Raw genomic sequence first — 14,079 nt, 5'->3', positions numbered from 1 at the left:
TTTTTATCATTAAAAAAAGGGAGATTAAAAAGTCACGTTAAGTCCTAGCAGGAACTGTCTCGATTGAGGCCAACGACCATAATCAACACCTTTTGTTATATCCCCGGTATCACCCATACTGTTATTCATAACTTCAGGATCCAGGCCGGTATATTTTGTGAGTGTAAATAAATTGACTGCCTGCAGGTAGAGCCGGAAATTTTGAATACCGATTTTTGTTAGTACGGTTTTAGGAAGTGTATATCCTAAACTCAATGTTTGCATGCGGAGAAAAGTACCATCTTCTACAAAATAGGAATTGGCATCTCCATTGGAGAAAATATCTCCTTCATCCAGAATGGGCAGTACAGCATCTTTCTTTCCAGGTTCCCATGATTTATCACGCATGGTGGCGGAGCGGTTGCCATCCTGCGACTGGAAATCAGTCCACCATTTCACCTGGTTGTAAATATCATTTCCTACAGAAGCATACAAAAAAGCACTCAGGTCGAAATTTTTATAATTTAATCCAAGACTTACCCCTCCTGTGAAATCGGGGTTTGGATTACCGATAATGGTTTTATCGTCTGCATTAATTCTGCCGTCACCATTTACATCTTCAAAAATGTATTTACCTACCCATTCCTTTGCAACCAGGTTACCATCACCGGCCACGCTGATAGGCAGTACCGGTAATCCTTTTCTGTCGCCGGTAGTTCCTTTATATGCCAATACATCTTCTTCACTGGTATAAAACCCTTTGATGTTGTAGCCATAAAACTGTGAAATGGGGCTTCCCTGTTGTGTAACGGTTACATTGCCATAACGGGTGGCGCCGCCAAAAATCCGGGTACCGGCAGCCCTGTTTAATCTGAGTACTTTATTCTGATAGGTGGAAATATTGAAGCCAACGTTATAGCCTACTTTACCCATATTCCCTTTATGATTTAAGGCAATATCCCAACCTTTGTTTTCCATATTACCCAGGTTCACATAGGGTGGTGTAGCCGTTCCGGCTAATGAAGAGTAATTGTCCACTACCAGCATATCAGATGTTTTCTTCACATAGTATTCGATATTAGCTTCCAGTTTACCATGAAACAAGGTAGCATCGAAACCCACATTCAGCATTTTGGTTGTCTCCCATTTGGTATCTGAATTTCCATACCTGGATAATGCAAACCCTGTAAAAGCAGAACCCTGGGTTCCATCAAAATCGTAGTTTGTTTGCGGAGGATTAGTGATATACTCATCCGCCCAGTTTGTAACGCGGGGAATCTCGGAGTTGCCTGTTACGCCGTATCCTGCGCGGAGTTTCAGGTCATCCACCCAATCAACTTCTTTCATGAAATTTTCCTGGGAGATACGCCATCCTACAGATGCTGATGGGAAAACCCCGTAACGGTTAGATGGTGAGAAACGGGATGAACCATCGCGGCGAATGATACCTGTAAATAAATAACGGTTATTGTATTCATAATCCACACGGCCGAAGATGCCGAATAAGGCCATTTCACCATTCCATGCTGAAAGATTACTTAAATCTTTTGAACCACCGTTGCTAAGCGTCCAGGTATTCACATTGTCTTCAAATAAATATCCATAACGGCTGCCACTCAGGTTCCGGCCAATACCATCTTTAATGAATTCGGCGCCAACCAGCCCTTTAATGCTATGAACGCTGTTGATGGTCTTTTCATAATTCAATGTATTGCTCCAAACGTATCTGTAATTATAATTGGCGCTCTCGGTAAACTGGTTACGGTTTGTTGTTTCGGAAAATTCAGGGTCCAGTTTAGTCATCGAGTAGGAATTGGATCTTCCATGATCCAATCCGAAGCTCGTGCGAAATTTCAAACCGGAAATTATATCTGCTTCTGCAAAAATATTACCCAGGATACGGAGGTTGGTGTTAAAATTGTCTTTCCCACGGTTCAGTATCGCCACGGGGTTTTGGCCGTTGCCCGAACCATTTGCCTTTGTGCCGGCAAACCTTCCGGTGATATCATACACAGGTACCCAGGGCACCATACGGTACGACCAGGACAATGGATTACTCTCGCTCTGATCGGTGAAGCGGTTATCATTGGAGAAGTTCAATGTTACATTTTCTCCGACACGTAACCATTTCCGCACATTAAACTGTGTGTTGATACGGGCAGAATAACGTTTATAATAAGAATTAAGGAAGATACCTTTCTGATCAAAATAGTTTAGTCCCAATAAATACTGGGCTGATTCGCTGGCGCCGGATAATGTTAACTGATGACTTTGCGTAGGTGCGTTCTGGGTAGATTCTTTGTACCAGTCGGTTCCATCAGAAAGTTCTGTGATGCGGTTCTTTTCTGTCCAGTCAGCTGCCGTAAAAGGGCCGTTGCTGGCCTGCGGTGTGATATATTTGGGGAAGGTTGGTGTAGGTCCCGTTCCGAATTGCGGATGTGAAGGAACATTTGAAGTGCCCCGGATTTGTGCGGCATTTAATTTTCCTTTCCACATAAGATCAACGCGGTCGCGTGTATCTAACAGGTCCAGAAATTTAGCCGGGGAAGTGACGGAATAATAGGCGTCATAAGTAATACGCGGACGGCCCAGTTTTCCTTTTTTGGTGGTGATGATAATTACGCCATTGGATGCCTGAGCGCCATAAATAGAAGCGGAAGAAGCATCTTTCAGAATTTGCATGGACTCAATATCATTGGGGTTGATTGAATTTAAATCCTGGTTACGGGTGGATACGCCATCAATTATATAAAGCGGTCCGTTACTGTTTACCGTTCCGATACCACGGATACGGATCGTTGAGCTGGCGCCCGGAGCGCCTTGTGTACCAATCGTTACACCGGCTGCTTTACCTTGTAGCTGCTGTCCGAAATTGGAAGAAGGCGTTGCTTTCAACTGATCAATATCCACCACGGTAACTGACCCGGTGATATCCCTTTTCCTTTGGGTAGAATAACCTGTAATAACTACTCTCTCCAGGTTCTGAATGCCCTCTGCCAAAGCAACGTTGATGGAACTTCTACCGTTTATTTCAACTTCCTGCGCACTGTATCCGATAAAAGAAAATACCAGGGTATTGTTCGCATCGGGAAATGTGAGCGTGTAGTTTCCTTCCACATCTGTGGCCGTTCCCTTTACAGTACCTTTCACCAAAACACTCACGCCAATTAAAGGGGTACCATCTTTTGCAGATGTAACTTTTCCCTTTACTGTAACATCCGCTGTAATGACTGGTTGCTTCACGGCGGAACCGGAATAACGATCAGCATCCGGTGTTTTGCTGTTCTTTTCCGTTTTGTTTTCAACAGGCTGTATTACATAATGGACCCCGTCTAATTTTTTATACTGCAATCCCAAAGGAGACAACAAGGCGTTCAGTGTATTTTCAAGATCATTGGGAATAACCTTGCTTTGACTTACCAATTTCTTATCAACAACGCTCAATTCGAATGCGAAGCTCACTTTATATTGAGATTCGAGTTCATTCAATACAATTTGCAACGGCCTTTGCTTCTCTGCTTTCTTACCTGAATACTGCAATTCCCCGGGTACTTTTGCAGATGCAAGATCCTGCGCCATGGAATTAAACTGCAGGAAGAAGAGCAATGTTATAAACAGCGCCAGCGCCTTTCCATTGATGGAAAATGATGATCGGTGCGGCATGTTTCCATTTTTGAAAAAGAGGAATTGTAAAGGATAACTCATAAATATAAATTTAGAAGCCTATGTTATATAAGATCATTTGCTAGTAATTCTCAATGACGATTTGTTGACCTTTCTTTATCACTTTCACACGGAATGATTCTGATAAAGCCGTTAACAGGATATCCGGATCGTTTGCAGGAAAGCTACCATTGAACCTTCTTTCGGAAATGCCTTCGTTTTTTATTACCACCTTATACCCGTAATTATCTTCCAGCAATCTGCTAATCTCACCAATCGTATTTCCATTAAATATCAGTTCATTATTTCTCCATGAAGTATAAGCATCCGTTTTCACTACCCTGGTAGCAAATCCACTTTTTTTATCCGCAAATTCTGTTAGTTCTCCCGGATGCATAATCAATGAATCCGCATTTGAATGCAGTGTTTTTAATTTTACTTTACCCGTGCTTAAAACCACCCTGGTGCGGTTCCGGCGGTTGTTGACATCAAACGTGGTTCCTAATACTTCTACATCCAGGTTGTCCGAATGAACAATAAATACTTTGCTGGCCGCATTCGCCCCTTTGTGTACGTCGAAAAAGGCCTGGCCTTTAATCCAGACCTCGCGATTTGTTTTGGTACTCCAGTTGGTTTCAAAACTTAAAACAGAATTGGCATTCAGCGTTACAACAGAGCCATCAGGTAAGGTAACAGTCTTGATCTCCCCATAATTTGTTACATACTTAACTGTATTTTTTTCCTGGAGAAAATAATAAACAGCGCCCGACAACAATACTCCCACAAGTATTGCCGCCGCCCTGAATATGATTTTACGGCCGGAAATCCGTTTAAAAAATTTGTCTTTCTTTGTTGTTTGCTGAGCCGGCAGATCATCGTACTCAACCGGGTCTTCGTTTATTTTATTGTTTAATCTTTCCCAGGCTGTAACATTCTTTTCTTCGTAGATTTTTACATCATCAAATTCCGCGGCCAGTATGATGTTTCGGGCTTCCGCTACCAAACCTGGTCTTTCATCATTTTCAGCCATCCATTTTTCCCAAAAGAGATGATTTGCCCGGTCAGGGGATAACACCCATCTCCTGAAATCATCGCTCATAAGAAGAAATTCTACTGTATTATTATCATGCTTCATGCGGATGCACTGCTTAGTTTTCAATGAGAAACAATATTGTTCCCCCTATTAAGAACACATAAACCTGGTTTTGTAGCCCTCTTGTCAAAAAAATATTTAAAGAAAATAAAAAGATCCGGATCTTTTTGCTGGAAGGGCCGATCAGCGGGCGCTGACGAAGGGTCTGGCATTAACGCTATACTGGAAAAGTGCCAGCCGGTTTTTGTTTGAGAGAGAGATGAATAAATACTTTTATTAAAAATTATCAGGTAAACAATTTTTGAAAAACAGAAAAACTTAACTATTTTGGGAGGAATGTTCCTTTTTTTCCATTTTTAATATCTCCCGGATTTATTTAAAAATGAAGTTTAAAATTCCGCGTCAGCTCCCCACAAGCTGAACATTTAAAAGTTGGCAGGAACGTTAACTTTAAATGAATAATCCACCTTTCGAAAGTTCCTTATAAAAAATAATGCTTTTAGCTGACCAAAATCCAGGGAAACAAACATCCTTACCACGAAGCATCCACTACGAAGAACGCAACATAAAAAATTAAACATGCTGTCTAAAGCAAATACAGACCATACATATATTAGTGCTGAAAAATTTGAAAGCATTTCCGTTGAAGGGGCATGGACAAAATTCAAGCAAGGTGACAAGAAAGCATTTGAATTTATTTTCAAAAAATATAATCCCGTATTATATCATATCGGCATAAAATTCTTTTATGCGCCGGATGTTGTTGAAGACTGTATCCAGGAACTGTTTCTGAAATTATGGAAAGACCGGGAAACGTTACCGGAAGTAAATACCGTTAAATATTACCTGATCACATCCCTTAGAAGATTATTGCTGCGGAAGCTGGTGGTATTAAGAAGACAGCTTGATAAGGATAGAATAATGACTGCTGAATTGAATGATCAATATACTTCTTCTCATGAGAATCATATGATAGTAACGCAGTTACTAAAAGAAAAGACTGACAAGTTAACCCTGGCCATAGAACAACTACCCCCAAGGCAGAAACAGGCAATCTATCTGAAATTCTATGAAGAAAAAACATACGAAGAAATCACTTCGATCATGTCTATCAACTATCAAACCGCCCGTAAATTTATTTATAAAGCCATCAGATCCCTGCGGAAAAACCTGGATATAGCAACCACTCCTGCCCCACCGGTAACTTAAACCTGAGACAGAAAGCATCCTTCCAAAGAAAGCGCAGGTAGGAGTTAATAAAGCTACAACTCCGCGAAATAAAAGCCCCAGCCACCTTTAAGTTGATTCACTTTTACAAGGATCGTATTTTCTCCTTTTTTCAAATTAACATCGATAATATCCTCATTGGGTTTCGCTTTGCGGGCAACAGGCCGGTCCAGCACCAGTTTTCCATTGATCCAGACCCTTACCCCATCATTACTTCCCACACCGAATTTCATTGGTTTCGCTGTTGCTGTTGTAATAGTTCGCTGTGCATATGCCACTACCTTTTCTGTTGGCGTAAATATGCTGGTGAAATCAATATATCCCGATGCCTTGTTTTCATGTTTTATCCAGGTCGTTTTGCTGCCATTGCCGGGATAGACCTTCCTGATGTCCAGGGAGTTTTCCGGCAGAAAAGATGTTTGCAGCCCTTTGCTATCTGTATCATTAAAGGGACCGATCAACCACCAGTCTGTATAAAATGTAGCACTGCTCTCCACATTCTTCATAAATCCAGCCAGGCCTCCATAAGACTTTTCGTCTTCGCTGGTCGCCTTAATCTGATGGCGGGCAATAATTTTCTTAAATCGGTCAAAAGTATAAGGCACCTCTTTCTTGTTCAGATATGCGGTACCACCAGTGGAATAGAAATAGAGTTTGATATATAAAACAGGCAAGTAAGCCAGTTCTACCCGGTTGATCAGATCCGTATCGCCGGCAGCTGCTTTCAGCGCCTGCCCGAACAGGCTATCTGCTTTCTGCATAACTGGTACGCTTAAATATTTAACCTCCTCTGGCCGCAGCCATATACTGAAATGAAGATTATCTTTTTTAACCTCATCATGTAGCAGCTTGATATAGCCGGATATAAACGGAGCAGCATCGCCATATACATTGTTCACATATTCATCCACGAGTGCCTGCGGATCACGGTTTGCATTCCACAATAATTGTGAAATGACCCAGGCGCGTAACTCAGAAAATTCTCCGCCTCCATTATCGGGAACGTTGTTTCCCTGAGCGAAAATGCTTTCCACGCCATGGTCTGCATACCATTTAATGTCGTGTTTAAAACTTTCAAAATTGGGAAAGGGCATCAGGAATTGGGCAAAGTCTGTATAGTAATCCCAGATCGAAATGTGTTTGGCAATTTTTTTCCACGCATTAAACCGCTCAATGAACGGTTTATGATCATCACATCCTGTCAGTGGATGCGCCGAACAATACTGGTAATGGCAAAGGCGGATGGTCACGTTATCGGCAGGACGGATATTTCTGGGCGGCACTTCTGTATAGGCATAGGCAAAGGTGCGGAGATTAACAGCAGGATACACTTTTCCAACAGTATCAGCAATCTGGTTTACAAAAGTTAATAAGGAGCCGGATGGACTTCCTTCCGCATCGTCTATTTTTTTACAATCTTTACATGTACAGTTTCCTTCTCCGTCATTTTGATCGATAGAAAAAATATTGGCTTCCGGATGTTCTTTTATCCATTCAAAAACCTGTGCGGTTGCTATCTTTACTACTGCCGGATTAGTCAGGCAAAGCTGTGGATTCGGGCCATTGAGCCGCTTTCCGTTGACCTCTGCAAAATATTCCGGGTGTGTGGAAAAATGCTTTTCCGATGGCACCAACTGGCTGAAGGTATGGGCAAACGGGTAAGCAATGTAACTGCCACCCATTGAATCGGGCAGCGGAACGATGGTAGGATTCAGCCGGTTATGCATGGCCCATTCAGGATTATAGGCTTCGCGGTACCAGGCTTCGCGGTTTACAAAGACAGGCTTCTGACGGTCTTCAATTTGGGATAGGGTAATGGTTGTTTGTTTAGGTGTTTTGATTACTTCGCGGGTATACCAACGGCAATCCAGGTAATCAGATAAATAACCAATCACGCCATATAAAGTTCCCCGGGGCGCTCCGCCGGCAATCAGCAACTGGTCCCCATCCGAGCGGATGATATACTCTTCTTTACCAAACTCCTTTGGTTGCAGATTTTTAAGTAATGTTTCCGGCGCACCTGTAAAACCAATATAGATCAATTTGGCGTCCGGTTTTGTTTCATGGGTAATTTCCATAAAACAACCACTCACCTTTTGAAGATACTTTTGTAGTTCCCTTGCCGCACGCTGCTCAGGATCTGAGGCGCTTTCCGAAACAAAGATTTTATAATCACTTTTACCTTCAGTAATTAATTTACCTGGCGGGTTTCCCCAAAGAGAACTAGTTGCGAACAAACAAACAACTAAAAACAGCGACTTCATGCAGTATAGTTTCAATTAATTATTCAATGACCTTATTTTACAAGATATAAAATTCCATTAAATAAATAAGATAATATCAACATGCATGAAAGGGAATCAGGATCACTATTTACAGCGAACAAGACACTAGATTAGTTTAACGCCCAGATTCCTGTAAGTATCCAGTCTGCTGTCATCGCTTGGAAGATCTGTGATGAGTGCATCAATGTCTTCGATACCACATACTTTAAAATGATCTGTGCTCCCCAGCTTTTCGCTGTTGCTCAGGGCAATTGTTTTCATAGAAGCATGCAGCATCGCTTGTTTTACTTCTCCATCCTGTTGTAAAGCTGCTGTAATACCGAATTTACGTTCAACCGCGCAAGTACCCATCAGGTAAAGGTCAGCGACATGTTTCTTCACCTCTTCGCAGGTTCTGACACCGGTAGTTGTTTCCGTATTGCGGTCATAAGTCCCGCCTAAAACAATCATTTCAACCTGTTTATATTTTGTAAGAATGGGAATAAGCGCCTGGTTGTTGGTGACTACCCGGATACTGATATCAGGTAAAAAATAAGCCGCAATAGCGCATACGGTGGTACCACCATCCATAAACAGGGTTTGTCCGTTCTTTATAAATTGCAGTGCTTTTAAAGCAATGATTTCTTTTCCTGCCGACAGGTAATCAGAACGGTCCTGAAAATTTAAAGGGTTGCCGGATCGTGGAATAGCACCTCCGCGTACTTTCGACAGCAATCCGTTACTATGAAGAATTTCAATATCCCTCCTGATGGTATCTTCTGATACCTTCAGATCACTGGCCAGGAATTCATACGTGACCTTGCCGTCTTGTTTCAGCAGGCCCAGAATATGATCAAAGCGTTCTTCCTTTAGCATAATATCAATCAGATTAAACCATTTTAAACATTCCTTCTAAAGGCATATGCAGCGGCTACTACTATCAATAAAAGACCACTAAAACTGAGTGCTATCGGAAGGGAAAAATGGTATGCTATAAAACCCAGTATCGCAGGTCCTGCCAATTGGCCGGCATAGCCTATTGTGGTAATCGCCGGAATAGCAACCGTCGCCGGTACGTCTTTTAACCGGCCTCCTTCACTAATAAAAACAGGAACTATATTGGCAGCGCCTAATCCCAGTAATACAAAACCCAGTAAAGCTGTTATCATCCACGGAGTAGAAACAGCCAAAAACATACCGGCAGCAGCCACCAGGCTTCCGGCAACAACTACCGTTCTGCTGTCCAAACGGGCAACAAGTTTATCTCCCAACAAACGCATGGTAGCCATGGCGATTGAAAAGGCCGCATAACCAACACCCGCCAGCTCTTCTTCGATGCCCCTGTTTTCACGAAGAAAAACGGCGCTCCAATCCAGCATCGTTCCTTCCGCAAGAAAGACTGCGAAGCACATCGCTCCTAAAAAAAGAACCCCGCCTGTCAACCAGGAGAAAGAAGTAGTGGCTGTATCGCCATTATCTGAAGAGAATTCGCTGATGACCGCCTTTTCTGTGGCGTGATCAAACAGGGAAGTATATTTCCATGATACAATTAAAACCAGTAAAACAGCGATGCTGATAGCTGCTGTAATTGGCTCCAGGCCAAGCTTCATCAGGAAACCCAGCCCTAAAGAACCAAACAATCCGCCAACACTGAAAAGTCCGTGAAGAGAAGACATAACAGGCTTGCCGTACCTGTTCTGTACCTGTACGCCATGCGTATTCATGGCTACATCCACGGTACCAACAGCGGAACCAAAAACAAATAACACAACGCCCATCCACACTACGGAAGTCATGATTAATAATAAGGGTAGTGTAACTGCCATGAGCAATGCGGAAAAAAGGATAACGACCCGGCTTCCATATCGATGTGCAAGCACACCACTGAGTGGCATCATGGTGATGGCCCCGCCACCCAATAACAAGAGCAGCAGCCCTAAATTGGCATCATTCAGGTGCAACCTGTCTTTCGCATAAGGAACCATAGGCGCCCAGCTGGATATCCCCAGACCGCATACCAGGAAAATAGCTTTTGTTGCTTTACTTGCTTTTATTGTGCTGTCCGTTATTCCCATTTGCTGATAATTTATATAAATTACAATGCAAATAAATGCGATTTCGCACAATATCGCAAATAAATAACTTTTTCATCGGGGCATTAAGCCTATTCTATCCCTTCAACAGGAAGCCAATGAGGTATCATAGCGTACAATTGGATACCTTTGTCCCTTAGCGCACCCTCCATGCTCAACGCTTCGGGAACCCAATAATGAGCCAAAGGAGATATATGATCACACTACTCCGCACAGCTGCAGTACCCGTTACAGGAGTTAAATAAAACGAGAAGATGAACGATATGGATTATGAGGAAATGATTAAGTTCGATAAATGTATTGATTTTTTGCACACCATTGGTATTCAAACCACCTTCAGAACAATCGGCGATGATGGCTTTCTACCGGGGCTTTTAATAAAGAATGGCGTCATCATCATTGACAGGGATGGCCTTCAGCATCCGGGAGATATTTTACATGAGGCAGGGCATATTGCGGTAGTTCCCGCAGGAGACCGTCATAATCTGACAGAAAAATGCATCATACAGAGAACTGATAGAGAAGCCGAGGAAATGATGGCCATTGCCTGGTCCTATGCAGCTTCCATTTATTTAGAGATAGATCCCGGCTTTGTTTTTCATGAAGAGGGGTACAGGGATGGTAGCAGCTATATCACAGAAAGTTGCAGCAAGAAAGAATATATCGGCCTGGCAATGCTGCAAAGAATTGGACTCACCTTCAACGAGAAAAGGGCACAACGTTTAAAAGTACCCGCTTATCCACATATGGTAAAGTGGTTGCGGGATTAAAAACAGTACAAACAAATAAAAAATATCCGCTAACGATTACCCATAAACGAAAAGCCTCAATATAAAATTGAGGCTCTAAAAAATACTTGTTTATCTTTTAATTATGTGATATCAATATCCCCATTTTTTCATAACGGCCAGGTCTTGTTTTACAGATTCCAGTGGGGTTATATCCTGGTAAGATTCCTGTTCAATAATGAAATATTTCGTACCGCCGGATTTTCTGCCAAGGTCTATTATTTCTTTTACCGGGATGATACCTTTGCCCAGCACCGTACTTTCATATGCTCCTCCCATCTCTCCTTTTGTAGCTGCTTTGATTTCATCTTTCACGTGCATCAGTTCAAATCTGCCCGGATATTTCTTCATGACATCCAGCGCCATACCGCCGGCATGATACATATTGCCAATATCCAGCTGCTGGGCTACCAGTGAAGGGTCTGTATTTTCCAGGATAAGATCAAAAAGCTTATGCCCGTTCAATTCTTCGCTGAACTCAAAATCATGGTTATGATAACCAAATTTCATCCCCGATTTTTTGCACAGTTCACCGCTTTTATTGAAAACGTTCATATAGCCCATAAAGTCGTCGTAATTTTTGCGCATGCTCCCATCCAGCGAGGGGCTGATCACAAACTTCTGACCCATGATGGCCGCATCTTCAACAGTGTACTTCCACTCATCCGTAAAATCCTTTTTTGCAGCATCCCAGTGCTGTTTGCCCATGACGGTGTGGCCGCTGGGCATGGTCAGTCCAAGATCATTCAGGATTCTTTTAAAATCTTTGGCGCCATAACCGTAAAACTTCCTGTTTACATAATTGGCATGTTCCACGTTTTTATATCCCATCTCTGCCAGTAGCTTTAAGGTAGGCAGCGGCGCTTTACTCATATCGTCCCGGATAGAATACAACTGGATACCCATAACTTCCCTTTTCCGCTCCATAGCAAAAAGTTGCCGCGACAAAAGGGTGGTGCCAGCCAGCGCAAATGTGCTTTTCATCAAAAAGCTCCTCCTGGAAATATTCATGGTAGTAATATTTAGTAATAATGACGATAAGAAATCAATTCTTTCCTAAAATAATACATTTATTCGTTTTCCGGTAGGGTTATTCATTTCTGTAAAATTTCTCACCCAAAGTAAAATCTTGCTGAACAAGCATTCAGCCTCACATATTCTTCCATTCGAATAAGCCATTTCAAAAAAATATTTGGGCAACCAGATGATTGCATATATATTTGCAACGAAATGATTGCATAATGATAATAAGACGAGACGTATACCAGGCCATTGCCGATCCGACCAGGCGCGAAATAATAGCGCAGATAGCGCAACAGCCATTAAACCTGAATGCGATAGCAGAAACCTTTGACATCAGCCGGCAGGCCGTTTCCAGGCATATAAAAATACTGACCGAGTGTGAACTCATCGTTATCAGGCAGAAAGGCAGGGAAAGATATTGTGAAGCAAAGCTTGAAAAACTCCACGAGGTGGCCGACTGGGTAGCACAGTACTCAGAGCATTGGAAATCCAGGTTTAATGCGCTTGATAATTACCTGAATGAAGTACAAACCAAAACCAAAAAAGATGGAAAAAAGTAACACCAAAAATGAAGTAAACATCACGCATATTTTCAATGCGCCGAGAGAACTTGTATTCAAAGCGTGGACAGAACCCGAGCAATTATTGCGTTGGTTCGCTCCCGACGATTGCACCATCTCTTTTAAAAGTATTGATGTACAAAAAGGAGGCACTTTCCATTCCTGCATCCACTCCCCTATACATGGTGATTGCTGGTGCAAAGGCGTCTACCTGGAAGTTGTTGCGCCTGAACGGCTGGTATATACCATCGTTATTACGGATGAACAAGGCAACACCGTGGAGCCTGTTGATGTTGGTAAAAGTGCTGCGTTGCCGGCAGCAACTATTTTAACAGTCACGTTTACCGAATACGGCAATAAAACTGAACTTACCCTGCATCAGACCATGTCAGAAAAAGATGCAAAACAAACAGGTGCTTACCAGGGTTGGCTCCTCATGCTAAACCGGCTGGAAGCACTCATTTCAAACCAATCAGCATAGTAATGAAAAAAACATCCGGGAAAACAACACTCACCGTTTTATTGCTATTCTTTTCATTTATCATAGCAACCTGCATGATGGGATGTAACGCACCAAATGAATCAGCCAGTCAAAAAAAGCAGGAAAGTACGGATAGTACCAGCGGTTATGCGACGATTAACGGTCTGAAAATGTATTACGAAATCCATGGCAAAGGCAATCCGTTGGTACTCATTCATGGTGGCGGTTCTACCATTACCACCACCTTCGGAAAGGTATTACCCTTATTCGCAAAAAGCAGACAGGTCATTGCAGTTGAACTACAGGCGCATGGGCATACCGCCGACATAGATCGGCCATTGAGTTTTGAACAGGATGCGGATGATGTGGCTGCCTTATTACAACAACTGCATATCAAAAACGCCGATTTTTTTGGCTTCAGTAATGGCGGGAGTACGGCCATGCAAATAGGTATTCGTCATCCGGACATTGTACGTAAACTGGTAGTAGCATCTGCTTTTTATAAGAGGGATGGAGCTTATCCACAATTGTGGACGTTTATGCAACAGGCTACCCTTGACAATATGCCACAACAATTAAAAGATGCTTACCTCCGCATTAATCCTGACACCAAAGGCTTATCAGCCATGCATGATAAGGACCGGCAACGCGTGTTATCGTTTAAGGATTGGCCGGATAGTGATATCCGCTCCATCAAAGCGCCGACAATGATACTCATAGGTGATCAGGATATCGTCCGCCCGGAACACGCCGTGGAAATGTACAGATTGCTGCCACATGGCCGGCTTGCTATTTTGCCAGGTGGTCATGGTGCTTATATCGGTGAAATAACTGTAGCGGAAAAAGACAGTCAGCTACGCACCTTGACTGTTGCGATGATTGAAGCGTTCCTGGACTCAACGCAATAA

11 protein-coding genes are annotated in these 14,079 nt (G+C 42.7%); 5 read left to right on the top strand and 6 right to left on the bottom strand.

Features of this window, described 5'->3' with window-relative positions:
• Window positions 1-24: 24 nt before the first annotated feature.
• Together ABQ275_RS04875 and ABQ275_RS04870 are read right to left on the bottom strand one after the other, a co-directional pair.
• A complete protein-coding gene (locus ABQ275_RS04875) occupies window positions 25-3,642 on the bottom strand; it encodes a TonB-dependent receptor (protein WP_349317153.1) in 3,618 nt (1,205 codons plus the stop codon).
• Between the two features lie 82 nt (window positions 3,643-3,724).
• Window positions 3,725-4,777, bottom strand: a complete 1,053-nt coding sequence (locus tag ABQ275_RS04870; RefSeq protein ID WP_349317152.1) for a FecR domain-containing protein — start codon at window positions 4,775-4,777, stop codon at window positions 3,725-3,727.
• 537 nt (window positions 4,778-5,314) lie between these two features.
• On the opposite strand from ABQ275_RS04870, the gene ABQ275_RS04865 reads away from it, so the two are divergent.
• A complete protein-coding gene (locus tag ABQ275_RS04865) occupies window positions 5,315-5,944 on the top strand; it encodes a sigma-70 family RNA polymerase sigma factor (protein ID WP_349317151.1) in 630 nt (209 codons plus the stop codon).
• Between the two features lie 53 nt (window positions 5,945-5,997).
• Here ABQ275_RS04865 and ABQ275_RS04860 read toward each other — a convergent pair whose 3' ends face one another.
• The 3 genes from ABQ275_RS04860 to ABQ275_RS04850 all read right to left on the bottom strand — a co-directional run bounded on the left by ABQ275_RS04860 (window position 5,998) and on the right by ABQ275_RS04850 (window position 10,301).
• The gene (locus ABQ275_RS04860; RefSeq protein ID WP_349317150.1) at window positions 5,998-8,226 is read right to left on the bottom strand and encodes a DUF4838 domain-containing protein; all 2,229 of its coding nucleotides are present in this window, start codon (window positions 8,224-8,226) and stop codon (window positions 5,998-6,000) included.
• 126 nt (window positions 8,227-8,352) lie between these two features.
• Window positions 8,353-9,102, bottom strand: a complete 750-nt coding sequence (locus ABQ275_RS04855) for a DeoR/GlpR family DNA-binding transcription regulator (protein WP_349317149.1) — start codon at window positions 9,100-9,102, stop codon at window positions 8,353-8,355.
• A gap of 23 nt (window positions 9,103-9,125) precedes the next feature.
• On the bottom strand, window positions 9,126-10,301 hold the full coding sequence (locus tag ABQ275_RS04850; RefSeq protein ID WP_349317148.1) for an MFS transporter: 1,176 nt from the start codon (window positions 10,299-10,301) through the stop codon (window positions 9,126-9,128).
• A 272-nt stretch (window positions 10,302-10,573) separates the two neighbouring features.
• Here ABQ275_RS04850 and ABQ275_RS04845 point away from each other — a divergent pair, with 272 nt between their 5' ends.
• Window positions 10,574-11,089 (top strand): hypothetical protein, encoded by a 516-nt coding sequence (locus ABQ275_RS04845; RefSeq protein ID WP_349317147.1) that lies wholly within the window; start codon window positions 10,574-10,576, stop codon window positions 11,087-11,089.
• A 111-nt stretch (window positions 11,090-11,200) separates the two neighbouring features.
• Here ABQ275_RS04845 and ABQ275_RS04840 read toward each other — a convergent pair whose 3' ends face one another.
• Window positions 11,201-12,118 carry a sugar phosphate isomerase/epimerase family protein gene (locus ABQ275_RS04840; RefSeq protein ID WP_349317146.1) on the bottom strand — a complete coding sequence of 306 codons (918 nt, stop codon included), beginning with the start codon at window positions 12,116-12,118 and terminating at the stop codon, window positions 11,201-11,203.
• 236 nt (window positions 12,119-12,354) lie between these two features.
• Here ABQ275_RS04840 and ABQ275_RS04835 point away from each other — a divergent pair, with 236 nt between their 5' ends.
• From ABQ275_RS04835 to ABQ275_RS04825, 3 genes are read left to right on the top strand one after another with little or no spacing between them, the layout of a single operon-like run.
• On the top strand, window positions 12,355-12,690 hold the full coding sequence (locus tag ABQ275_RS04835; RefSeq protein WP_349318784.1) for a metalloregulator ArsR/SmtB family transcription factor: 336 nt from the start codon (window positions 12,355-12,357) through the stop codon (window positions 12,688-12,690).
• A complete protein-coding gene (locus ABQ275_RS04830; RefSeq protein ID WP_349317145.1) occupies window positions 12,677-13,171 on the top strand; it encodes an SRPBCC domain-containing protein in 495 nt (164 codons plus the stop codon). The genes ABQ275_RS04835 and ABQ275_RS04830 overlap by 14 nt, the downstream gene beginning before the upstream one ends.
• 2 nt (window positions 13,172-13,173) lie before the next feature.
• Window positions 13,174-14,079, top strand: coding sequence for an alpha/beta hydrolase (locus tag ABQ275_RS04825; protein ID WP_349317144.1), 906 nt, complete (start codon window positions 13,174-13,176; stop codon window positions 14,077-14,079).

The sequence above is a fragment of the Chitinophaga sp. MM2321 genome (genome assembly GCF_964033635.1).
GTDB lineage: Bacteria > Bacteroidota > Bacteroidia > Chitinophagales > Chitinophagaceae > Chitinophaga.
The sequence above is the reverse complement of the archived record's forward strand: the minus strand, read 5'-3'. Positions and strand labels throughout refer to the sequence as shown.